This window comes from Gemmatimonadota bacterium (genome assembly GCA_016209965.1).
In the GTDB taxonomy this organism is placed as follows: domain Bacteria; phylum Gemmatimonadota; class Gemmatimonadetes; order Longimicrobiales; family RSA9; genus JACQVE01.
In genome coordinates, this window is record JACQVE010000256.1 from 1 (window position 1) to 22611 (window position 22611).

At 70.0% G+C, this 22611-nt stretch carries 18 protein-coding genes; 4 read left to right on the plus strand and 14 right to left on the minus strand.

The features are described from left to right. Positions 1-49: 49 nt before the first annotated feature. Positions 50-2845 (minus strand): hypothetical protein, encoded by a 2796-nt coding sequence (locus tag HY703_10090; GenBank protein ID MBI4545535.1) that lies wholly within the window; start codon positions 2843-2845, stop codon positions 50-52. Positions 2846-2883: 38 nt separating this feature from the next. On the opposite strand from HY703_10090, the gene HY703_10095 reads away from it, so the two are divergent. From HY703_10095 to HY703_10110, 4 genes are all read left to right on the plus strand, one after another. Beyond that, complete coding sequence (locus tag HY703_10095) at positions 2884-4992, plus strand: oligopeptide transporter, OPT family (protein MBI4545536.1); 2109 nt, start codon at positions 2884-2886, stop codon at positions 4990-4992. Further along, positions 4989-5324, plus strand: coding sequence for a hypothetical protein (locus tag HY703_10100; protein ID MBI4545537.1), 336 nt, complete (start codon positions 4989-4991; stop codon positions 5322-5324). Before HY703_10095 ends, HY703_10100 begins: the two co-directional genes overlap by 4 nt. Positions 5325-5388: 64 nt before the next feature. Then, positions 5389-5871, plus strand: coding sequence for a hypothetical protein (locus tag HY703_10105; protein ID MBI4545538.1), 483 nt, complete (start codon positions 5389-5391; stop codon positions 5869-5871). After that, positions 5868-6209: a hypothetical protein gene (locus HY703_10110; protein ID MBI4545539.1), complete on the plus strand. Its 342-nt coding sequence runs from the start codon at positions 5868-5870 to the stop codon at positions 6207-6209. Before HY703_10105 ends, HY703_10110 begins: the two co-directional genes overlap by 4 nt. 22 nt (positions 6210-6231) lie before the next feature. Here the strand turns inward: HY703_10110 and guaA are convergent, their stop codons facing one another. The 13 genes from guaA to HY703_10175 form a co-directional block, all read right to left on the minus strand. Further along, positions 6232-7773 (minus strand): glutamine-hydrolyzing GMP synthase, encoded by a 1542-nt coding sequence (guaA, locus tag HY703_10115; protein MBI4545540.1) that lies wholly within the window; start codon positions 7771-7773, stop codon positions 6232-6234. 167 nt (positions 7774-7940) lie between these two features. Continuing rightward, positions 7941-9200, minus strand: coding sequence for a diaminopimelate decarboxylase (gene lysA / locus HY703_10120; GenBank protein ID MBI4545541.1), 1260 nt, complete (start codon positions 9198-9200; stop codon positions 7941-7943). 8 nt (positions 9201-9208) lie between these two features. Continuing rightward, a complete protein-coding gene (locus HY703_10125; GenBank protein ID MBI4545542.1) occupies positions 9209-10672 on the minus strand; it encodes a proline--tRNA ligase in 1464 nt (487 codons plus the stop codon). Then, positions 10662-11960, minus strand: a complete 1299-nt coding sequence (locus HY703_10130) for a histidine--tRNA ligase (protein MBI4545543.1) — start codon at positions 11958-11960, stop codon at positions 10662-10664. The genes HY703_10125 and HY703_10130 overlap by 11 nt, the downstream gene beginning before the upstream one ends. A 10-nt stretch (positions 11961-11970) precedes the next feature. Next, on the minus strand, positions 11971-13332 hold the full coding sequence (locus HY703_10135) for a bifunctional folylpolyglutamate synthase/dihydrofolate synthase (GenBank protein ID MBI4545544.1): 1362 nt from the start codon (positions 13330-13332) through the stop codon (positions 11971-11973). After that, the gene (locus HY703_10140) at positions 13329-14378 is read right to left on the minus strand and encodes an acetyl-CoA carboxylase carboxyltransferase subunit beta (GenBank protein ID MBI4545545.1); all 1050 of its coding nucleotides are present in this window, start codon (positions 14376-14378) and stop codon (positions 13329-13331) included. Before HY703_10140 ends, HY703_10135 begins: the two co-directional genes overlap by 4 nt. A gap of 4 nt (positions 14379-14382) precedes the next feature. Further along, positions 14383-15627, minus strand: a complete 1245-nt coding sequence (gene rodA, locus HY703_10145) for a rod shape-determining protein RodA (GenBank protein ID MBI4545546.1) — start codon at positions 15625-15627, stop codon at positions 14383-14385. Continuing rightward, positions 15618-17450, minus strand: a complete 1833-nt coding sequence (gene mrdA, locus HY703_10150) for a penicillin-binding protein 2 (protein ID MBI4545547.1) — start codon at positions 17448-17450, stop codon at positions 15618-15620. The genes rodA and mrdA overlap by 10 nt, the downstream gene beginning before the upstream one ends. 70 nt (positions 17451-17520) lie before the next feature. Beyond that, a complete protein-coding gene (locus HY703_10155; GenBank protein ID MBI4545548.1) occupies positions 17521-18003 on the minus strand; it encodes a hypothetical protein in 483 nt (160 codons plus the stop codon). Continuing rightward, complete coding sequence (locus HY703_10160) at positions 18004-18912, minus strand: hypothetical protein (GenBank protein MBI4545549.1); 909 nt, start codon at positions 18910-18912, stop codon at positions 18004-18006. Between the two features lie 17 nt (positions 18913-18929). Continuing rightward, positions 18930-19970, minus strand: a complete 1041-nt coding sequence (locus HY703_10165; protein ID MBI4545550.1) for a rod shape-determining protein — start codon at positions 19968-19970, stop codon at positions 18930-18932. Positions 19971-20177: 207 nt separating this feature from the next. Then, the gene (gene ald / locus HY703_10170; GenBank protein ID MBI4545551.1) at positions 20178-21290 is read right to left on the minus strand and encodes an alanine dehydrogenase; all 1113 of its coding nucleotides are present in this window, start codon (positions 21288-21290) and stop codon (positions 20178-20180) included. 57 nt (positions 21291-21347) lie between these two features. Next, a complete protein-coding gene (locus tag HY703_10175) occupies positions 21348-22610 on the minus strand; it encodes an insulinase family protein (protein MBI4545552.1) in 1263 nt (420 codons plus the stop codon). Between the last annotated feature and the right edge of the window lies 1 nt (position 22611).

Consider the following 22611-nt stretch of genomic DNA (forward strand, 5'->3'; position numbering starts at 1 on the left):
CTCGCACGGTCGGGATGACAGTGCCCATCGGTACCTCTAACTCGGCACACTAGAGCTTCGGCCCCACCAGCAGCGCGTTGGTGTAGGGCTGGAACCCGGAGTACCAGAAGTGGCGGAACAGCGGGTCATCGGCGAAGAGGATGACGCGGCCGCGGCCCACCGACTTCAGCGCCAGCCATGACGCCTGCGACAGCCGCTCGAGGTTCTTCTTGCTGATCACGCCGCTCACGCGCTCGAGCTTCTCGCCGAAGTAGCCGACGCTCTCGAAGGCCTCGGCCGGCTCGAACGCCATGGCCCCGCGGTGCAGCACGTAGAGCCGGTCGGGACTGCCGTCCGCGCCCGCGCCGAAGGCCAGCGGGTGGGCCGGATCCAGCGTCACCGGGAGCACGGTCCCGGGTACCTGCTCCTCCCAGCGCTCCAGCTCGCGGGCCTCCCGCCCGCGCAGCGCGCGCCGCAGATCCTTTTCTTTTTCCTCCTCCTTCTTCTCCTCCTCCTTCTTCTCCTCCTCGCGCCGCAGCTTCATCTCGGCCAACGGCTCGGCCACGGCCCGGGCGGCGTCGGCCAGCGCCACCAGCGTGCCGCCCGCCTCGACCCATTGCTTGAGCTGATCCAGCCGCGCCTTTGGCAACGCCTCCTCCGCTGGGCCGGCGAGGTCGGGGATGACCAGGACATCGTAGTCCTTAAGCCGGACACCGCCCAGGCTCTCGCTGGGGACGGCATCGAACTCCAGCCCCAGTGTGCGTTCCAGGAAGAACCAGTGAGCGCCAAACGATGTCGGTGACACGCCACGGCTGGTCAGCACGGCGACGCGCGGCAGCTCGAGCGCATAGGCCTCTTCAGTGCCCAGGTCATGACCCTCCGCCGTGAGCCCGCTGCGCACCGCCTGCCCACGCTCTGCCAGCCCGCTGGCCTGCACCTTCTGACTGAACTCCTGAACACCCAGCCGCGGCAGGAAGATCGTGCCCGCCGGCCAGCGCCGGCCGTCCAGCGCGAAGCCCTCGTCGAGCACGACAGCACGCCCACCCGCCTCGAGGTAGCGGACCACTCCCGGCCAGGAGGCGAAGCCGGGCGGGAGCAAATACCCGTAGGGCTCCTGGCGCGCCACGACCCCACCAGCCGCCGCAGTGGTGCGCTCCTGGCGCGCCGCGACCCCACCACCGCCCGCTGTGGTCCGGGGCTCGGGCGCCGCTGCGCTGGGCTCGGGCTGGGAATCTGCGCCGCGCGGCGCCGCGCCCGCGGCCGCCTCCGCGGGAGATCTCTGGGGATCGGCAACCGTCGCGGCAACCGGCTTGGCGAGCGCCCACCCCGCCTCCGGCACCCGCTCCGCCTGATGCGCCTCGACGCCATAGGCATAGGGCAGCGACCAGGCGCTCACGTCATAGGAGAACGTCGCATCCAGCACGGTTTCCGGCTGGAGCAGGGTGATGGCCAGCCGGCCCCGCGGCTGGCGCGCGGGCACGTGGTAGGTCCCGGCAGGGAACTCGCGCCTGGGGGCAAAGCCGGCGTGCGGCTGCGCGCCCGTGCGGAAGGCGCGGCCCGCGCGCTCTACCCGGATGCCCTGATCGTGCAGCAGCGCCACCAGCGCCTCGACGCGCGCCGCATCCCCGCCCGGCACCAGCAGGATGTCCGGCAGCCCCGTGTCCACTCCGCGATGGAAGCGGGCAAAGTCCAGCAGCAGCTCGGTCTTCCGCGCGGCCGCGGCGCGCAGCGTCGCCTCACCGGCGGTACGGTGGTGCTCCGCGCGATCGCGCAGCGTCAGCACCTGCCCGTCCGGCCGCTTCACCGCGAGACCCGCCCGCGAGTGCCCCGCCTGCTCGTACGTCATGCCGATCGCGCCCACCAGGCTGGGCCAACTGTCGCCGTACCCGGGATAGAAGAGGTCAAAGCCCTCGCCCGTGTAGTACGCCCAACCGTGGCGGTCGAACGCCGTCGCATTCGCCTCGCCGAAGCGCCGGCCCCAGGTGAGGATGTGATCCGGGTACAGCGGGTTGATGGGCGGCGTCGCCGGGAAGAAGAAGTAGCTCGAAGTGTAGCTCATCTCGTGGAAATCCACATGCACCTGCGCCGACCAGTACTCCCAGGTGGCCAGCCGCGCCCGCGTTTCCGGCTGCGTCGCCCAGGCCCAGTCCCGGTTCAAGTCGAAGAGGTAGTGGTTGAAGCGCCCGCCCGGCCATGGCTCCCAGTGCTCCCGCGACTCGGGGTTCGCGTTCGGCGCCGCGCCCTTCGCCTGCCCGTACCAGTGCACGTAGCGGTCGCGGCCGTCCGGATTCACGGCCGGGTCCAGCACCACCACCAGCGAGTCGAGCACGCCCGCGACCTCGTCCGCGCCGCGGGCCAGGTCCCAGGCCGTCCAGAGCGCCGCCTCGCTCGAGGAGCTCTCGTTGCCGTGGACGCCGTAGCTGAAGTAGACGACGCCGGGCGCGGAGGCCGCCATCGCCCGCGCCCGCGCCTCGGTGGTGGCCGGGTCCGTCAGCTCGCGGTTGCGCGCCACCAGCTCGTCGAGCCGCGCCAGGTGGTCCTCCCGCGCGACCACCACCTGGAGCAGCGGCCGCCCCTCGGCGGTCTCGCCGTAGCGCCGAACGGACACGCGGGGCGACGCCGCGGCCAGCGCCTCCATGTAGCGCACGACCCCGGCGTGATCCGTGAACCGCTCGCCCAGCTCGTAGCCCAGCACCTGGGCGGGCGAGGGCACGGGCGGCGGCCAGCGGGGCGCCAGGTACGAGGCCGCAGCGGCGGGCGACGCCGGAACCGGCACGCCGGCAGCCGCTTGACGGTAGGCCTGGACAGGACACAGCAGGAGCCCGGCAAGCAGGAACGTGGGCGCGGCTTCGCAGCGGTGACGCATGGTAGCAAGCTTCGGGATGGGAGAAACCGGACCGTGAAATGCCGCAGAAGATACGCGGCGCGCGTTTCCACCCGCAACCTGGTCCGCTTGACAGTCCTGGAGTGGGCCGGTACGGTTGTCGCCGCTTCCGCGGCCTGCTTTACCTCTGCCGGAGCGAGACCGTGAGTGAAACCGCGCCCTCCCCGACCCGCCGCAGCACCGGGCTGCCCCTCGAGGCGTACGAAGCCGTTCCTGGCGAAGCCTACCGGCCGTACATCGATCCGGCCGAATCCATCGGTGAATTCTCGTGGAAAGCCGTGCTACTGGGCATCGTCATCGGCATTGTCTTCGGCGCTGCCAACGCGTATCTGGGGCTGCGCGTGGGAATCACGGTCAGCGCTTCCATACCCGCAGCCGTCATGGCCATTGTGCTCTTCCGTGCGTTCCGCACGGGGACGGTGCTCGAGACCAACATTGTCCAGACGGTCGGCTCGGCGGGCGAATCGCTCGCCGCCGGCGTGATCTTCACCATCCCGGCCATCTTCATCTGGGGTCTCGAGCCCGACCTGATCGAGATCAGCGTGCTGGCCATTATCGGCGGGCTGCTGGGCGTGCTCTTCATGATCCCGCTGCGGCGCTTCCTCATCAAGGGTGAGCACGGCGCGCTCCCCTACCCTGAGGGGCTGGCCACGGCGGAGGTCCAGGTGGCAGGCGAGGCGGGCGGGCAGCGCGGGCGTCTGGTGTTCGGCGGCCTGGGCGTCGGCGCGGCCTATCAGCTCATGGCCAATGGCCGGGGCCTCAGCCTCTGGCCGGACGAGCCCAGTGTGCGGCTCCCGGCCAAGGCCGAGATCGCGGGCTCGTTCACCCCGGAATTGCTGGGCGTCGGCTTCATCATCGGCCCGCGCATTGCCGCCATCATGTTCGGCGGCGGCGCCCTCGCCTGGCTAATCCTCATCCCGCTGATCAACGTGTGGGGCGGCGGGCGCGTCGTCTTTCCCGGCACCATCCCTGTCTCGGACATGGAGCCGGGCGAGATCTGGCACCGCTACGTGCGTTACGTGGGCGCGGGCGGCGTCGCGTTCGGCGGCCTGGTCACACTGCTCAAGGGGCTACCCACCATCTGGCAGTCGTTCCGCCTGGGTCTGACCCACCTGACCGGTGGCGCGGCCGCCGCAGAAACGCCCCGCACCGATCGGGACATTGGCTACGGCTGGATCGTGGGCGGCTCCGCGGCCGCTGCCCTCGCCATCTGGCTCTGGCCCGGTATTCCGGTGAACCTGTTGACAGCCGCGCTGCTCGTGCTGTTCACCTTCTTCTTCGTCACCGTCTCGTCCCGCATTGTCGGGCTGGTGGGCTCGACGTCCAACCCTATCTCGGGGATGACCATTGCCACACTGCTCCTGATCTCGCTCATCTTCGTGGGACTCGGCTGGGACGAGCGCCCCGATGCCCGTCTGGCCGCGCTCTCTGTGGGCGCGGTCGTCGCCATCGCCGCGGCAATTGCTGGCGACACCTCTCAGGACCTCAAGGCCGGGTTCCTGCTGGGCGCGACACCCTGGAAGCAGCAGGTGGGCGAGATCATCGGCGTGCTCACCAGCGCGCTGGTCATGGGGTCCGTCCTGCTGCTGCTGCACCGCTCGTACGGGATCGGCACGGAGGGCGGACTGCCGGCGCCGCAGGCCACGCTCATGAGCCTGGTCATCGACGGGGTGCTGGCGCGCGACCTCCCCTGGGCCTTTGTCTTCGTGGGCATGGGGCTCGCCGCCGTGGTCGAGTTCGGGCTGCGGCTGCCCTCCCTGGCCTTTGCCGTAGGCCTCTACCTCCCGGTCGCACTGACCACGCCCATCATCATCGGCGGGGTGCTACGCGCCTTTGTCGAGCGCACCGCGCCGCAAGCGGAGCGGGCCGAGCAGCGCGAGGCGGGCATCCTGTTCTCGAGCGGCCTGGTGGCGGGGGCCGCGTTGCTGGGCGTCGTGATCGCCGGCGCCATCTATGTGGCCGGGGTCTTCGACCCCACGCTTCCCGACCGCTGGGTACTCGGCCACCAATGGATGGGCGTGGCCGGCGGCACGCTGATCGGCAGCGCCGTGTTTGCCGCGCTGGTGTACTTGCTCCACCGCGCAGCTCGAAAGGGCGCCGCGCTGGCCGCGGAGGATCACGCAGCGTGAGACCCTTCGCCCGTCGTCTGTGCGGCGCTGCGGCACTGCTGGCGCTGGGCTGCGGCGTAACCGAGCCGGACCGAGAAAAGGGCGGCAGGGCGCTCAGCAGTGAGGAGTTCGTGGCCATCTACGTCGAGTTGCGGCGTGCCGAGCGCGAGGCGTCGACGGCAGAGGAGTTCGAGGCGCGCAAGCAAGAAGTGCTGGCCCGCCATGGCACGACGCCCGAGCGGCTGATAGAATTTGTCCAGGCGCACGGCCGCGACGTGCGTAGCATGGCCGAGGTCTGGGACAGTATCGAGGCCAAGCTCGCCCGCACGTACTCGGATACTGCGCAGAGTTGAAGCGCGTCTCCCCCTGAGGGCAGGGACAGAAGCTCCCCTCGACTGACGCCGGGGCTGGCTGGGGATGACAACCACGATTCGACTTCGGGCCCGCGGCGCTCGGCTGGCGATAACGTTGCTGGCAGGGATCCCGTGGTTGGCCGCAGCCTGTACTGACCGGCAGCGCAGCGAGCCACTGGCCCCCCGGCAGGTGGCGCGCCTGAGCGCCGAGCTCATCTCCCCTCGCGCCAATCAGACGGTTGTTGCGGGGCAGAGCCTGGCGATTCTGGTCCGCGCCGCCGAGGAGAGCGGCGAGCTCAGCGGCGCCGGCTACGTGCTGCGGCGGTTCGGACCCACTCCCTTCACCATCGACTCCGCCGCGCTCCACTTCGCCACTGTCCGGGACACGACCGTTGGCTTCACGACCGGGGTACCCGACAGCCTGCCCAACAACGCGCAACTCGAGGTGTCCGCCCTGGCCTTCGCCGCCGGCGGCAGCCAGCTCCGGTCCGCGCCTCGCGCGGTGCTGGTGGTTCACTGTACGCCCGCTGCCGCCTGGTGCCGGTGAATCGTCTGCCCGGCGGCGGCTTCCCCCCGATCCCCGGCCCGCAGGTCATTGGCGTGGAGCTTGCACTCCCGTGGCCGTGGGCGCAGCTTGCGCCCCGGAGTCGGGAGGACCTGATGGTCGTGCTCGAACACGCCACCGACGACTGCACGGGCAACTGGCGTCTGGTAGGCACGGGCGACAACCGCACCATCCGCTGCGACCGGTGCGAGGGTCGTTACGCAGCCACGCCGGAGAATCGGCTGGCAGCCATTGACGAGAACTACGCGGGCATCTACCTGTGCAGGTTGACCGCCGAGGGCGCGGAGATCATCGACCCGGACCAGCGCAACGCGGCCTAGCCACCAGCCAGCATATCCAACACTACTCCCACTCGATCGTGGCCGGCGGCTTCGAGCTGACGTCGTAGCAGACGCGGTTCACGCCCGCGACCTCGTTGATGATGCGGTTGGCAATGCGGCCCAGGACTTCGTGGGGGAAGGGGAACCAGTCGGCCGTCATGCCGTCGCGACTGGTGACGGCGCGCAGGGCTACCACATGCTCGTAGGTGCGCAGGTCGCCCATGACGCCCACGCTGCGGACGGGCAGGAGCACGGCGAAAGCCTGCCAGATGTCGTCGTACAGCTCGGCAGCTCGGATCTCCTCGAGGTAGATGGCGTCGGCCGCACGCAGGATGGCCAGCCGCTCCTCCACCACCTCGCCCAGCACGCGCACGGCCAGTCCCGGCCCGGGGAAGGGGTGGCGGCCCACCAGCTCCTCCGGTAGCCCCAGCTCCCGGCCGACCTGCCGCACTTCATCCTTGAACAACTCGCGCAGCGGCTCGACCACCGTGAACGCCATGTCTGGCGGCAGCCCGCCCACGTTGTGGTGGGTCTTGATGGTCGCGGACGGGCCGCGCACGGAACGGGACTCGATCACGTCCGGGTAGAGCGTCCCCTGCACCAGGAACGGCGCGGCCCGCCCCTGCTCGCGGGCCGCTCGCTCGAACACGCGGATGAACGCTTCGCCCACCGCCCGCCGCTTCGCCTCCGGATCTGCGAGGCCGCGCAGCCGCTCGAGGAACTCGGCCGCGGCGTCGACCACCACCAGCCGCATCGCGAGGTGCTGGCCGAACGTGCGCTCGACGGCCTCGCGCTCCCCTTTCCGCAGCAGGCCCGTATCCACGAAGATGCACGTGAGCCGGTCGCCGATCGCGCGGTGCACCAGGGCGGCCGCGACCGAGGAATCGACGCCGCCGGAGAGTCCGCAGATCACCTCCTCCCCACCCACCTGCTCGCGCACGCGTGCGACGGCCTGGTCAATGAAGGAGCCGGCAGTCCAGGTCGGCTGGCAGCCGCAGATGCGGAAGAGGAAATTGCCCAGCAGCTCCTCGCCTCGCGGCGTGTGGGCCACCTCCGGGTGGAACTGCAGCCCGAAGATGGGGCGGTCCACGGCCCGGAACGCCGCTACCGGCAGGGCCGGTGTCCCTGCCAGCGTGCGGTAGCCGGGCGGCGGCTCGTTCACGTGGTCGCCGTGGCTCATCCAGACGGCCACGCGCTCCCCGGGCTGGAACCCCTCGAACAGCGCATCCGGCTCCGCAACCGCGATCTCCGCGCGGCCGTACTCCCGCCGCCCCGCGACCACACGTCCCGCCTCGAGGTGCGCCACGAGCTGCATGCCGTAGCAGATGCCGAGCAGCGGGACCCCCAGCCGGAGCAGCCCCGGATCCGCCGTCGGCACGGCCTCCTCGTACACGGACGCGGGCCCACCCGAGAGCACGATCCCGCGCGGCTGCCACTCGCTGATCCACGCCAGCGACGCCGTGGGCGGATGGATCTCGCAGTAGACCCGCGCCTCGCGGATCCGCCGCGCGATGAGCTGCGTGTACTGCGACCCGTAATCCAGAATCAGAATTCTATTCTGCACCGCTTATCCCTTCGTACCCGAGCCCGTACCCGTCCCGTACCCGATCCGTACCCCGGCCTCGCGCTCGGAAGGGAAGCTCAGAGGGCGACACGTTACTTCCGTGCGTTCTGCGTCTCATTCGCATTCGACGGCCTCATCGGGTACGGGTACGGGTACGGGTACGCGCCTTACTCCAGCAATTCCAGCTCGCCCCTAACCAGGTCCTCGTACGTCTCCCGCCGACGGATCAGCCGGAACGACCCGCCCTCCACCAGCACCTCCGCCGGCCGCGGCCGCGCGTTGTACGTCGAGGCCATGGAGAAGCCGTAGGCGCCAGTGGTGCGGATGGCCAGGAGCTCGCCCTCCACGGGGCGCTCGAGGCGGCGGTCCAGCGCCAGGAAGTCCCCGCTCTCGCAGATCGGGCCCACCACATCTACCGGCGCTTCCTGCCGCCCGCCGTGCCGCTCGACCGGCTCGACGCCGTGGTAGCTGGCGTAATGGCTGGGCCGCAGGAGGTCGTTCATCCCGGCGTCCGTCACCACGAACGTCTTGCCGCCCATCTCCTTGAGGTACAGCACCCGCGTGAGCAGGATGCCGGCGGGTCCCACAATGTAGCGGCCGGGCTCGACTACCAGCTTGAGGCGGCTGGCCGCGACGTGGGGAACAATGCGCCCCGCGAAATCGGCCGCGCCCGGCCCCCGCCCTTCGTCGTAGGCGACGCCAAAGCCGCCGCCCACGTCCAGGTACTCGAGCTCGACGCCGCGCGAGCGCAGCTCGTCGACCAGCTCGAGCAGGTGCAGCACCGCCCGCTGGTAGGGCTCCCCGTCCAGGATCTGGCTGCCGATATGGGCGTCGATGCCGCGCACCTCGAGCCCCGGCAGCTCGAGGGCGAGCCCGTAGAGCCGCAGCGCCTCCTCGCTCGGGATCCCGAACTTGGTGGCCAGGTGCCCGGTGCGGGTGTAGTGGTGTGGCGTAGGCGACTCGATGTCCGGATTGACCCGCAGCGCGATGGGCGCCTTCTTCCCTGCAGCCGAGGCGAGATCGGCCAGGCTACGCAGCTCGCCCTCGCTCTCCACGTTGAAGCCGTAGACGCCCGCCTCGAGCGCCGCGGCCATCTCGGCAACCGTCTTGCCCACGCCGCTGAAGACCGTGCGATTTGCCGGGATGCCCGCTTGCTGCGCGCGGTACAGCTCGCCGCCGCTCACGATGTCGGCGCCCGCGCCATGCTCAGCCAGCAGCCGCAGGATGGAAAGATTGCCGTTGGCCTGGACGGAGAAGGCAATCAGGCGGTCGAGCGGGGCGAAGGCCTGGTCGAACTCGCGGTACCGCTCCAGGATCGCCGCGCGGCTGTAGACGTAGAGCGGCGTGCCCTGCGCCGCGACTGCGTCCTCCACCGGCACGTCCTCGCAGTGCAGCTTCCCGCCCCGGTAGTGGAACGCCGCCGCCACCGGCAGCCTCAGTAGGCCCGCGCCCAGAGCGCCTCGTCCCGCGCCCGCTCGCCGCACACCAGGCACCGCTCCGGCGCCGGCCGGCTGCGGAACTCCTGGAAGGGCAGCACCCGGATCGTCGCCTTGGTCTCCTCCTTCACCCGCTCGTCGCACCCGGCCGAGCCACACCACCCCGCGTACACGAAGCCGCCCGGCCCCTCCAGGATCTCGCGCATGCGGTCATAGCTCTGCACGTCGCGATACGAGTTCTCCTCCCGCCGCCGCCGGGCCGCCTCCAGCATCGAGCGCTGCAGATCCTCGAGTCGCTCCGGAATGGTGAAGAGCGCCACCGCCTCGTCGATCGTTTGCTTGCGCGGCCGTTCGCCGATCGGCACGCGCGACACCAGCACGAGCTGCTGCTGCGCCACCTCGCGCGGCCCGATCTCGATACGCAAGGGCACCCCCTTCCGCTCCCACTCGTAGAACTTCGCGCCCGCCGTCACTGTCTCCCGGCCGTCCACGTGCACGCGCACGCTCTGCCCCTTGAGCATGTTGGCCACGCGTTGCGCCTTCTCCCGCACCGCCGGCCGCTCCTCCTCGGCGCGCACGATGGGCACAACTACCACCTGGATCGGCGCCAGCCGGGGCGGGACGACAATCCCGGCATCATCGCCGTGGGTCATGACCAGCCCGCCCACCAGCCGGGTCGAGACGCCCCACGACGTGTTCCACGCGTACTCCTCCGTGCCCGCCTCGCTCTGGAACTTGAAGTCGAATTGCCGGGCGAAGTTCTGCCCCAGGTTGTGCGACGTCCCCGCCTGCAGCGCCCGGTTGTCCTGCATCATGGCTTCACACGAGTAGGTGCGCAGCGCGCCGGCGAAGCGCTCCGTCTCCGTCTTCTCGCCCAGCACGGGCGGCATGGCCATCCAGCCATCCATGAAGTCGCGGTAGACGCCCAGCATCTGGCGCGCCTCTTCCTCGGCCTCCGTTTCCGTCACGTGCGCCGTATGCCCCTCCTGCCACAGGAACTCGGCGGTCCGGAGGAACAGCCGCGTGCGCATCTCCCAGCGCACCACGTTCGCCCACTGGTTGATGAGCAGTGGCAGGTCGCGATAGCTCTGCACCCACTTGGCGAACATGGCGTAGATGATCGTTTCCGAGGTGGGCCGGATGACCAGCGGCTCCTCGAGCTCCTTCCCACCCGCGTGCGTGACCACCGCTACCTCGGGGGCGAACCCCGCGATGTGCGCTTTCTCCCTCTCGAGGAAGCTTTGTGGGATCAGCAGCGGGAAGTATGCGTTCTGGTGGCCCGTGGCCTTGAACATCTCATCCAGCGCACGCTGCATGTTTTCCCAGATCGCGTAGCCGTAAGGCCGGATCACCATGCTGCCCCGCACCGGCGAGTAATCCGCCAGCTCGGCGCGCAGCACCACCTCGTTGTACCAGGCGCTGAAGTCCTCCGCCCGCGCAGTCAGCCCCTTCTCATCCCCCATGATCCTGCCCCTCCACCAGTTCTTCCATTGGGACTCGACGCTCTGCGCCGGTAGCCATCTCCCGCACCAGCGCTACTCCCTGGGCGGCCTCCGCGGGGCCGAGGACGACCACGCGGATCGCGCCGCGCGCATCCGCATCCTTGAACTGCCGCGCCACCCCGGCCGGCCGCAGCATGTAGGCGACCGTGTGGCCGGCATCGCGCAGCCGGTGCGCCAGTCGCAAGAGCAGAGGCCGCTCGCCATCGCTCACCGCGACGAGGTAGTACTCGACGCGTGGCGCGTACGAGGGGAGCAACCCCCGTTTCGCCAGCATCTCGCCCAGCACGACGTCGCCCATGCCGAAGCCCAGGGCGGGGAGGTCCGCGTCGCTCACCGCGCGCAGCAACTGGTCATAGCGGCCGCCGCCACAAACCGCGCGCAGCTCGCCCCGCCGGTCGAAGATCTCGAAGACAACACCTGTGTAATAGGCGAGGCCGCGGACAATGCGGGGATCGAAGGCCACGTAGTCGCCCAGCCCCATCTCATCCAGCGCACCGAAGTAGGTGGCCAGCTCGTCAATCTGCGCCGCGACGCCTTTCACGCCCGCGTACGCCGCGGCCAGTGCCCGAAAGCTGGAGTGCGCGAAGATCCCGAAGATCTCGCTCACCGCGCCCCGGTCCAGCCCCGCTTCCGTCTGCAGTTGTTCCCGGATCCGCCCCTCCTCCTCGCGCCCCAGCCGGTCCAGGATCGCGTACGTCGCCGCTAGCTGGTCCGCGGGCACGCCGGCGTGCAGCAGCAGCCGCTCGAGCAGCCGGCGGTCACTGACCCGCGCGACCACGTCCTCCTGCGTGAGCCCCAGCACGCGCAAGGCGTCCAGCGCCACAGCCAGCACCTCCGCATCCGCCTGGACCCCCTCCTCGCCCACCACATCCACGTTCCACTGGAAGTGCTCGCGTAGCCGCCCCCGCTGCGCCCGCTCGTAGCGAAAGAGCTGCGGCACCGAGAACCAGCGGATCGGCTTGCGCAAGGCGCGCGCCCGCGCCCCCACCATGCGCGCCAACGTCGGCGTCATCTCGGGGCGCAGGGCGACGGCGCGGCTGCCCTTGTCCTGGAAGTTGTAAAGCTGCCGGACGATCTCTTCCCCGCTCTTCTCGATGTACAGCTCGAGCGGCTCGAGCGGCGGGCCGTCATACTCCTCGAAGCCGTAGCGCCGGGACGCCTCCCGCCACGCCCCCACCATGTGCGCCCGCGCCGCAAACTCTTCCGGATAGAAATCCCGGAACCCCGGCAAGCTCCTGAACACCGGCATGGCCGCGAATCTAGACCGGGCTCGCGCAGCCCGGCAAGCCCGGATCGGCGCCCCACGGAGCGCGTCCCAGCGCGGCCATCGCGTCCCCCACGGTGTGAGACGACCCCGTCACCAGCACGGTCCCCGCCGCCCCGCCTGGGCGCCCGCCCCCCAGCGCCAAGATTGCTACCCGCTCTAGCGCCGCGCCAAACTCCCGCACCACCTCGGCCCTTGGCAGCTCCAGCTCGCGCCGCACCCGCTCCGGCTCCCACAGCCGTTCGGCCGGCGCGGTCGGCGGGATGGTCAGGATCAGGCGGTCGGCCAGCCCGGCCAGCGGCCGAAGCATACCGTGCCAGTCCTTGTCGCCCAGGATCCCGACCAGCGCCACCAGCGGCCGCGCCACTACCAGTTGCTCGACGAGCTGCTCGAGCGCGCTGACCGTTGCCGCCATGCCCGCCGGGTTGTGGGCGACGTCGAAGACCCAGTCCAGCCCGCCGATCCGCTCGATCTGGAGCCGCCCCGGCCAGTGAACCTGACGCACGCCGTCCAGCAGCGCGCAGCGATCGGGGCGCCACGCCTCCGGGAGCTGCTCCAGGGTACGGACGGCGAGTGCGGCGTTCGTCGCCTGGTGCTTCCCGATCAGCGGCGTGTGCAGCTCGAGCGAGCCCCAGGCGCCGGTCGCCAGGCGGAAGCGCGTGCCATCGCGGCCGAAGCGCACATCCGCCGCCTCCTGGGCCTCGAGCACGTGCAGCGACGCACCGACTTCGTCCGCCCGCCGGCGGAACACTTCCCGCAGCGCCGGGTCCGCTTCGGTTGTGACCGCGGGGACGCCGGCCTTGATGATCCCCGCCTTCTCCCGCGCCACTGCCTCGATCGTCGGCCCCAGGTATTGCGCGTGATCGAGCGCCACGTTGGTCAGGGCAACAACTTCGGGTGCCACCACATTGGTCGAGTCGAGGCGTCCGCCCAGCCCCACCTCGATGACCGCGGTCTCGACGCCGGCCTCGGCCAGCGCCAGGAACGCGATGGCGGTGGTGGCCTCGAAGAAGGAGGCACGCTCCTGCTGGATCGAGGGCCACAGCCGCTCGGCCGCGGCAACCAGCGCGGCCGCGTCGAGTGGCGCACCCTGGACCTGCACCCGCTCCCGGAAGGCGCACAGGTGGGGGGACGTGTAGAGGCCCGTGCGAACTCCGGCTCGCTGCAGCACGGCAGCCAGCGTTGCGGCCACCGAGCCCTTGCCGTTCGTGCCGCCCACGTGCAGCACGCGGTACGCACGGTGCGGGTTGCCGACGGCGGCCATCAGGTGGTGGGTGCGCTCGAGCCCCCACTGGATGCCGCCGGTCAGCCGGGGGAACAGCTCGCGGATGAGCTGCTGGTAAGATAGCAGCGTCAACCGGTGGGCCCCTCCGCCTCGCCCCTCCGGCCGCGGGCGCCGCCCTCATCGCCCCCCGCCCCCTCGCCGCCCGCCCCACGCCGCCCGCGCCGGCCGCGCGGGGGGGATCGACCGGCCGACCCCTTCCCCCGCCGCCGCACCGCGCCCGACCCCGCCTCCGCTATGGCCACGCCTTCCCCGTTCGTGCCCGCCTCCGCAGCCGGCGGCAGACCCAGCATGTGCCGGAGCAGCCGCGCCAGCGTGGATTTCAGCTCCCGCCGGTCCACGATCCGGTCCACCATGCCGTGCTCGAGCAGGAACTCCGCGCGCTGGAAGCCTTCCGGCAGCTCCTGCTTGATGGTCTGCTCGATGACGCGCGGCCCGGCAAAGCCGATCAGCGCGCCCGGCTCCGCCAGGTGCACGTCTCCCAGCATGCCGTAGGACGCAGTGACCCCGCCCGTCGTGGGATTGGTCAGGATGGAGACATGGGGTACACCCGCCTCGTGCAGTTGCGCCAGCACGGCGGCGGTCTTGGCCATCTGCATTAGTGACAGGATCCCCTCCATCATCCGGGCGCCGCCAGACGCGCTCACAATCACGAGTGGCTGGTGCGTCTCGAGCGCGCGACGTCCCAGCCGCGCGATCTTCTCCCCGACCACCGACCCCATGCTGCCGCCAATGAACTCGAAGTCCATTACGGCCAGGCAAACCGGGATCCCCTCCAGCAGCCCCTCTCCGGTCAGCACCGCCTCGCCGTGTCCCGTCTTGCGCTCCGCCGCTTCGAGGCGCTGCGGATACGCCTTCAGGTCGCGGAAATGCAGGGGATCCGCACTGCGCAGCCCGGCTTCCAGCTCCGTGAATTGACCGTCGTCGACCAGCAGGCGTATGTAATCCTCCGCCGTGATCTGCAGGTGATGCGCACACGCCGGACAGACGTAAAGGTTCTGCTCGAGCCGCGCACGGTAAAGGATCTCCGCGCAGTTCGGACACTTCTGGAAGACGTCCGTGGGCAGCTCGCGGCGCTCCGCGGCCTGCAACTTCTGCTTCGGCTTCCGGAACCAGGCCATGGGATCAGATCCTTCCCTGTTCGGCAGCGATCCGCTCCACAATGGCCAGGGCCAGAAAGTTGGCCAGCAGGAACGAGCCGCCATAGCTCAGGAACGGCAGCGGAATGCCCGTCACGGGCATCACACCCACGGTCATTCCGATGTTCACGACGACGTGCGCGAACCACGCGCCGAACACGCCGAAGACAATGATTCCCGCAAACGGGTCCGCCACGCGCTCCGCCACCCGCGCGAGACGCCACAGGATCAGTCCGAAGGCCAGCAGTACGGTGACCGTCCCCAGGAAACCGAACTCCTCGCCGATGACACTGAAAATGAAATCTGTGTGCTGCTCCGGCAGGAACGCCAGCCGCTTCTGCGTCCCCAGGGTGAAGCCCTTGCCCAGCAGCCCGCCACTGCCAATGGCGACGCGCGACTGGATGACGTGATAGCCCCAGCCGCGCGGGTCGATGCTGGGATCCAGGAACACCAGCAGGCGGGCCTGCTGGTACGGCTCGAGCGAGTTCCAGAGCGGCACGGCGATGGTGCCGGCCGCCAGGTTGGCGGCCAGCACCAGCACGCTCTCCCACAGGTAGGCGCGGTACAGGTACAGGAACGCCAGCAGCCCCAGCATGTACAGGCTGAACAGCCACCCCTCGAACGCAAAGAACAGCCCCAGCGCCGGGCTGATCAACATGAACAGCAGCCCCAGCGGCGTCCCGGCCCAGTACATGGCCGCGAGCAGCACGGCGCCGAACACCATGGCGGTGCCCAGGTCGGGCTGCAGCATGACCAGTCCCATGGGCACTACAACCAGAGCCACGGGGGGCCAGAGCGCCCAGAGCGAGCGCGGCGGCTCGCGCCAGTTGCCCATGATGCGGGCGAGAATGAGGATAGTGGCCAGGTTGGCGAACTGCGCCGGCTGGATGGCGACGGGGCCCAGATCGATCCAGCTCTTGACGCGCTCCGCCGTGCCCGCGCCCGTGCCGATCACGAGTGTAGCCGCTAGCAGGCCCAAGCTGAGCACATAGGCCGGTGCGGCGATCCACTCGAGCCACCGCACCTGCATGCGCAGCAGGATCAGCATGGCGAAGAGCGACATGCCGAGCCACAGGAGCTGCATGCGCCAGACGCCCGTCACCTTCGAGTCGGGAACGTCGAGCTGGCCGGCGGAATACACCATGGCCACGCCGAACAGCGACAGGCCCAGCACCAGCAGCGCCAGCGGCGGGTCCCCCAGCAGTCGTCGCAGCCGATCGATCAGCGCCATGTCGCCCAGGGCGCAGGCTTCCCCGCGATGAGGTGGTCACGCAACGTCTGGATCGTGTCCACCGGGATGCCGTGCTTGCGGCGCAGGTAGAAGTCGGCCGCCTTGGACACGTACTGCGCGGTGCTCGATCCGTGCTCCGAGAACTCCATGACCGCGGCGATCACGATCTCCGGCGAGCCACCCTTCGGCCCCGCAATGCCCATGAACCAGCCGTGGTCCGGGCCATGCGGGTTCTGCGACGTGCCCGTCTTGCCGATCAGCTCCCAATGCTCGAGTGAGGACAGGTACGCCGTGCCGCCCGGTGAGACGACGCGGCGCAGTCCCTCCTTCAGCCACTCCAGGTTCTCGGGCGAGAGCTTCAGGTCCAGCGCCTCCCCGACCGGCGCCACGCCGCGGGCCAGTCGCGGCGCTGGCACGCGCCCGCCGCCCGCCAGTGCAGCGTAGAAGAGCGCCATCCTCAGCGGCGACTGACTGTTCGGCCCCTGCCCGATCGCCAGGCTGAGCACTTCCGTGGGTGTAGGCTTCCAGCCGAAGCGACGGCGGAACCAGTCCACGCCGTCCGGGAAATGGCCCGTCGCCTCGACCGGCAGGTCGATGCCGGTTCCCCGTGAGAAGCCCAGCCGGTTCGCCTCGGCCAGGAACCGCTCGAGCCCGATGCGCAGCCCCAGTTGATAGAAGAAGACGTTGCACGAGTTCTTGATCGCGTCCGGCAAGGTCAGGTAGCCGTGGCCCTCCTTGTACCAGCACTTGAAGTAGCGGTTGCCATACTGCATGCCGCCCCGGCACGGGATGGGCATGTACGCCTTCGGGTCCACGACCCCCAGCTCGAGCGCGATGGCGGCGGAGGCCAGCTTGAACGCCGAGCCCGGCGGGTAGAGCCCCGTCAGCGCGCGGTGCAGCAGCGGGCGCGCAGAATCGGCGTTGAGCTGGCGCCACAGATCCGGCGAGACGCCGCCCACGAACTGGTTCGGGTCATAGGCCGGGCTCGAGTAGAGCGCCAGCACTTCGCCCGTGCCCGGCTCGAGCGCGACCATGGCGCCGCGCGTCGAGTCCGGGAAGATGCGGTCGATCCAGCGCTGCAGCTCGAGGTCCAGTGAAACCCGCAGGTCCTTTCCCGGCACCGGTGCGACGCTCGGCTGTGGCGCCAGTTCCCCGATGATGTGGCCGTAAGCGTCTACCTCGAGGTAGCGCACCCCCGGCTTGCCCCCCAGGATCCGCTCGTACTGGCGCTCCAGCCCTGCCTTCCCCACCGTCTGCCCCGGAACGTACTCCTGAAATGCGGGCAGCTTGAGCTCCTGCTCGCTGATCTCCGCCACGTAGCCGACCAGGTGCGCCACGGCCTGGCCCGCCGCGTAGTTCCGCTTTGGACGCATGTCCACGAACACGCCCGGCAACTGCCGCCGCCGCTCCTCGACCGCCGAGATCTGCTCGAAGCTCAGGTCGGGCGAGACAACCAGCGGCTGCGCCGGGAACTTGCGCTGCTGCTCGAGCAGCGCCTCGATGCGCACGGGCGGCAGCCCCAGCACGGGAGCGAGCCGCGCCAGCGCGTTGCGCAGCGAGTCGCGCGGCGCGGGCAGCAAGGCGAGGCTGTAGCCGGGGAGGTTGTCGGCAATGATCCGGCCGTACCGGTCGTACACCGTGCCCCGGGGCGCGGGCACCGCGAAAGGGCGCAGCCGGTTCGCGTCCGACTGCAGCGCGTAGGCCATGTTCTTGAGGACTTGCGTCTGGAAGAGAGAGGCGCAGAGCCAGCCCAGGCCGAGGAACAGCGCGAGGATCGCGCCCCGCGCACGCCGGCGCCGCGCGTGCAGGTGAAAGAGCTGCATCAGCCCCTACCCCCGGAGCAGGCACGCCCGCCCGCTGGGCCCGGCCGGCCGCGCCCGGCGCGGTCGGCGCTCAGTGCCGGCCGACTACCACCCGATACAGCAGCAGCGCGGCAACGGCCACGCCCGAGGCGTAAAGCGCGGCAAGCGGCGCGTCGATCAGCAGCCCGCCGGCCCCGCCGCCGGCCGCGGCCGGCCCCGCGAACAAGTCGTAAACCGCGTCGTGAAGCCACTTGCCGACAAAGAGGTAGAAGCCGAGGAATAATAGGCTGTCCCCCACGAAAAGATCCCGCGACCGAGCGCCCAGGTAGCCGACCAGCGTGAGCGCGATCGCGGCCGCGCCGAACCCCTGAAGCGACAGCGCGTCCTCCAGCACACCCAGCGCCAGACCCAGTCCCGCCGCCGTGGCGCCACGCAGCCGCCGCGCGCCCAGGAGCAGAGCCACGGTGAGGAGGTCCGGGCCTGCCGCCCCGAGCCCGAGTGCCAGGTACAGGGTGAAGTGGCCGACAACGAGAACGGCGATCAGCACCCAGAACGGCCCGGCCCGGCGCGCCATCTACGGCGTGGGCAGGCTGTCCGCCGTCGGCTGCCGGGCGGCGGCACCCGTATCGAACGGAGCCGCGGCGTGCCACAACTGCGAGAGATCGCCCCGCGCACCTTCGCCCTCGCGTACTCCCACCAGGACGTGCGTCACCGCTGCCGGCCGCGCCGCCGGCTGCATCAGGTACGTCTTCCGCCAGCCCGTTTCGGCTTCCTCGATGCCCACCACCGTGCCGATGGGAATGCCGCGAGGAAAGATCCCGCCCCGCCCCGATGTGACTACCCGGGCTCCCGCAGCGATGTCACTGTGGAATGGCGCGCCCGTCAGCGCCAGCATGTCCTCTTCCCGGAAGCGGCCCCGCCTCGGCTCGACAATCCCATACACCTCGCCGTTGCGCGTCATGGCGCTGGCGCGGAACTCGGGATGGGTCCAATCGATGGCCTGCGAGGTATGCTCGTCTACTTCCCAGATCACGCCCAGCAGCCCCTCGACCGCCAGCACCGGGCTGCCGACCCACACACCATCCGCGCTACCCACGCCTACCAGAAAAGTGGCCTCCGCACCCCTCAGGCCCGCGCGGATCACCTCCGCAGGCACGAAGTCCGGCTCGGCGCGTGGCCGCAGCCCCAGCAGCGCGCGCAGCCGCCGGTTCTCTTCCGCCAGACTCGCCTGCGCCGCGACCAGCGCCGCGAGCGAGTCCCGCTGCGCGCGCAGCACGCGGGCCGCCGCGCGCCCCATGCGCCGCGATGCCAGCTCGCCCTGCGCCGCGAGGAACGGGCGCAGCGCCGTGCTGCGCACCGCCTGCCGCACCTGCGCCTGGTACGCCGAAGGTAGGAAAAAAAGAAGGAGGGCTACCAGCAAGAAGCCCCCCGCGATCACCGCGTCGCGCCGGCGGGCACTGCGCGGAGCCTCCAGATACTCCACCACTCGCCTGCCACGCCTCAGGTGTTCAGGACCATCCGGAAGCGCTCGAAATCATCGAGGATCCGACCCGCCCCCCGCACCACGCACGTCAGCGGCTCGTCATCCACGTGGATCGGCAGGTCCGTCTCGTGCGCCAGCAAGAGATCCAGGCCCCGGATCAGGGCACCGCCACCCGTCATCACCATTCCGCGATCCACAATGTCCGAGGCCAGCTCAGGCGGCGTGATCTCGAGCGCCCGCCGCACGGCGTCCACAATCTGCTGCACCGGCTCCTGGATGCACTCGCGAATCTCCTGCGAGTGCACCCGCACCACCTTCGGGATGCCGCTCACCAGGTCCCGCCCCTTCACCTCCATCTCCCGCTCCTGCCCACTGTTGAAGGCCGAGCCGACCTGGATCTTGATCGCTTCCGCCGTCGGCTCGCCGATCAGCAGATTGTAGTTCTTGCGCAAGAAGGTCACGATCGCATTATCGATCTCGTCGCCCGCCACCCGGATCGAAGTGTTCGACACGATCCCGTTCAACGCGATCACCGCGATCTCCGTCGTGCCACCGCCAATGTCGATCACCATGTTCCCGGTCGGCGTGTCTACCGGCAGCCCTACGCCGATGGCGGCGGCCATGGGCTCGGCCACCATGTACACCTCCTTGGCGCCCGCTGCCGCCGCACTCGAGCGCACGGCCCGTCGCTCCAGCTCGGTGATTCCCGAGGGCACGCCCACAATCACCCGCGGCTTTATGCGGAACAGGCGGTTGGATGTCACTGCCCGCAAGAAATGCCGCAGCATGATTTCGGTGATGTCGACGTCCGCAATCACGCCGTCCTTGAGCGGCCGCACCGCCACGATTCCCTCGGGCGTGCGGCCCAGCATGCGCTTCGCCTCGAGCCCGATCCCCTTGATGCGGTAGGTGCCCCGCTCGATCGCGACCACTGAGGGCTCGTTCAGGACGATGCCCTCCCCCTTCACGTAGACCAGCGTGTTCGCCGTGCCCAGGTCTACAGCAATATCGTTGACCGGAATCAGCCGGCCCGAGTTCAACCAGCTACGCACCCCCATGATTCCACCCGTGGCCCCCCAGCGCAGGACCCAAAAAAGATGCCGCCGCTGGCGGCACCGCGCAGCCGCGCGGCCGCAGCTCTTGCTGACATTAGCAGAAGCCCGAAGCTAACGGCGGGGCAATTGCGGTGCAAGGGATTGCCGCATCGGCGTTTCCGCCTCCTCCAGCTAGCGAAACCTGGCCACTCTGCCGCTACCGGAGCAATGCTAGAGCAGGTCCTCGACAGCGGTGTACTCGAGCCCGAACGCCTCCGCGACGCCCGGGTAGGTCACCCGCCCGCCCACCACATTCAGCCCCAGCGCCAGCGCACGATCCTCCTGACACGCCTTCCGCCACCCCTTGTTTGCCAGCGTCAGGGTATAGGGGAACGTGGCGTTGGTCAGCGCCAGGGCAGAGGTGCGCGGCACGGCGCCCGGCATGTTCGCCACGCCGTAGTGGATGACGCCGTCGACGACGTAGATGGGGTCCTCGTGCGTGGTGGGCCGGATCGTCTCGACGCAGCCGCCCTGATCCACCGCCACGTCCACGATCACGGACCCGGGCTTCATCCGCTTCAGGTCCTCCCGGCGCACCAGGTTCGGCGCTTTGGCACCGGGCAGCAGCACGGCGCCTATCAGCAGGTCCGCCTCCTCGAGCTGCGCCAGAAGGTTGTAGCGGTTCGAGTAGAGCAGCGTGACGTTGGCCGGCATGACGTCGGCCAGGTAGCGCAGCCGGTTCAGCGACACGTCCAGGATGACGACGTGCGCGCCGAGCCCCGCCGCCATGCGCGCCGCGTTCGACCCCACGATGCCGCCCCCCAGCACCACCACCGTGGCCGGCTCGACTCCCGGTACGCCGCCCAGCAGGATACCCGCGCCGCCGAAGAACTTCTCCAGGTACTTCGCGCCCTCCTGCACGGCCATTCGCCCCGCTACCTCGCTCATGGGCGTAAGCAACGGCAGCTCACCCGTGGGGAGCTGCACCGTCTCGTAGGCAATAGCCACGGCGCCGGAAGTCATGATGGCTCGAGTCAGCGTCTCGGATGCCGCAAAGTGGAAATACGTGAAGAGCACCTGTTCCGGCCGCATGCGCGGCCATTCCGCCTCGATCGGCTCCTTCACCTTAAGGATCATCTCGGCATCCGCCCAGATCTCGGCCGGCCGGTCGACCAGCGTGGCGCCCGCCGCCTCGTATGCCGCGTCCTCGAAGCCGCTCCCCTCCCCGGCGCCGCGCTGCACCAGCACCCGGTGCCCCGCGTGCCCCAGCGCGTCGGCGCCGCCCGGGAGCAGCGCCACCCGGTACTCGGCCGGCTTGATCTCCTTGGGCACGCCAATGGTCATAGGACCCGCTTTCCGGTGGTTGGGACCGCCGCCCACGGCGGCGCCGGCTAACCGGTGCTACGTGGCCGGGCCGAGTCGCAGCACGAGCTGGCGCGCCGGGTCGAAGTACTCCGCCGTCAGTTCAGCCACCGCCTCCCGCGTCACGGCGTCCACCCGCGCCATCAGCTCCTCCACCGTGAGGAACGGCTCGTCGTACAACCTGAAGCCGGCCAGGCGGTGCAGCCGCGCGCCGCTCGACTCGAGGGAAAGCACCATCTGCCCCTTCACCTGGCTTTTCACGTCTTCGAGCTCCTCGGCGGTGAGACCTTCCCGGGCAATGCGGCTGAGCTCCTCCCGCACGACGCCGGCCGCGCGATCCGCCCATTCGTGCCGCGTACCCACATAGACGCCGCTCACGCCGGCTGCCGAGTAAAAGGACTGGAAGGAATAAACGCTGTAGGCCAGCCCCAGCTCCTCACGCACCCGCTGGAAGAGCCGTGAGCTCATCCCGCCGCCGAACGCCGTCGAGGCCAGCACCAGCCCAATGCGGCGCGGATCGCTGTGGCCGAACGTCTGCGTGCCGAACACCAGGTGGGTCTGTGCCGTGGCCCGCTCGACGCGTACCTCCCGCGGCGGCTGCATCTCGGCCGGCGGAACCGCCACCCGGGGCGCGCCGTTCCGCGCCGGCGCGAACAGCTCCGCCACCCGCTCCAGCACCCGCTCGTGTCCAACGCCACCCGCCGCCGCGACAATCAGGTTGGGCCGGCCGTACCCCCGCTCGTGCACCCGCTTGAGATCCTCCGCCTGCGCGGCTCCCACGGTGGCCGGCGTGCCCAGGATGCTGTAGCCGTAAGGGTGATCACCCCAGAGCGCGGAGGCGTGCAGCTCGAAGACCAGGTCGTCCGGCGTGTCCTCGACCGTCGAGATCTCCTCCAGCACCACCTCGCGCTCGAGCTCGAGGTCCTCGGGCCGGAGCAGCGGCCCCAGCACCAGGTCGGCCAGCACCTCCAGCGCCGTGTCCAGGTGCTCGTCCAGCACCCGCGCCTGATAGCTGGTGTGCTCCCGGGTGGTGTAGGCATCCAGCGAGCCGCCCAGGCGTTCCAGCACCAGGGCGATCTCCCGCGCCGTCCGCCGCCGCGTCCCCTTGAACACCATGTGCTCGAGCAGATGGCTTACGCCCATCTCACCCGGCTGCTCGTGCACCGAGCCGAAGCGGACCCACACGCCCAACGCCGCCGAGTGCACCCCAGGCATCGCCTCGGTCAGCACGACGAGCCCGTTTTCTAGCTCGGCGAATGCGAAGCGTTCGACCGTCCGCCCAGCGCGCGCTCGGGAGGGCATG

Excerpts from the sequence above, each read along its gene's own strand:
- HY703_10175 (MBI4545552.1), bottom strand. The coding sequence starts at position 22,610 with ATGCCCTCCCGAGCGCGCGCTGGGCGGACGGTCGAACGCTTCGCATTC.
- HY703_10140 (MBI4545545.1), bottom strand. The coding sequence starts at position 14,378 with ATGGCCTGGTTCCGGAAGCCGAAGCAGAAGTTGCAGGCCGCGGAGCGC.
- ald (MBI4545551.1), bottom strand. The coding sequence starts at position 21,290 with ATGACCATTGGCGTGCCCAAGGAGATCAAGCCGGCCGAGTACCGGGTG.
- mrdA (MBI4545547.1), bottom strand. The coding sequence starts at position 17,450 with ATGCAGCTCTTTCACCTGCACGCGCGGCGCCGGCGTGCGCGGGGCGCG.
- HY703_10155 (MBI4545548.1), bottom strand. The coding sequence starts at position 18,003 with ATGGCGCGCCGGGCCGGGCCGTTCTGGGTGCTGATCGCCGTTCTCGTT.
- rodA (MBI4545546.1), bottom strand. The coding sequence starts at position 15,627 with ATGGCGCTGATCGATCGGCTGCGACGACTGCTGGGGGACCCGCCGCTG.
- HY703_10095 (MBI4545536.1), top strand. The coding sequence starts at position 2,884 with ATGCCGCAGAAGATACGCGGCGCGCGTTTCCACCCGCAACCTGGTCCG.
- HY703_10165 (MBI4545550.1), bottom strand. The coding sequence starts at position 19,970 with ATGGGGGTGCGTAGCTGGTTGAACTCGGGCCGGCTGATTCCGGTCAAC.
- HY703_10105 (MBI4545538.1), top strand. The coding sequence starts at position 5,389 with ATGACAACCACGATTCGACTTCGGGCCCGCGGCGCTCGGCTGGCGATA.
- HY703_10090 (MBI4545535.1), bottom strand. The coding sequence starts at position 2,845 with ATGCGTCACCGCTGCGAAGCCGCGCCCACGTTCCTGCTTGCCGGGCTC.
- HY703_10125 (MBI4545542.1), bottom strand. The coding sequence starts at position 10,672 with ATGGGGGATGAGAAGGGGCTGACTGCGCGGGCGGAGGACTTCAGCGCC.
- HY703_10130 (MBI4545543.1), bottom strand. The coding sequence starts at position 11,960 with ATGCCGGTGTTCAGGAGCTTGCCGGGGTTCCGGGATTTCTATCCGGAA.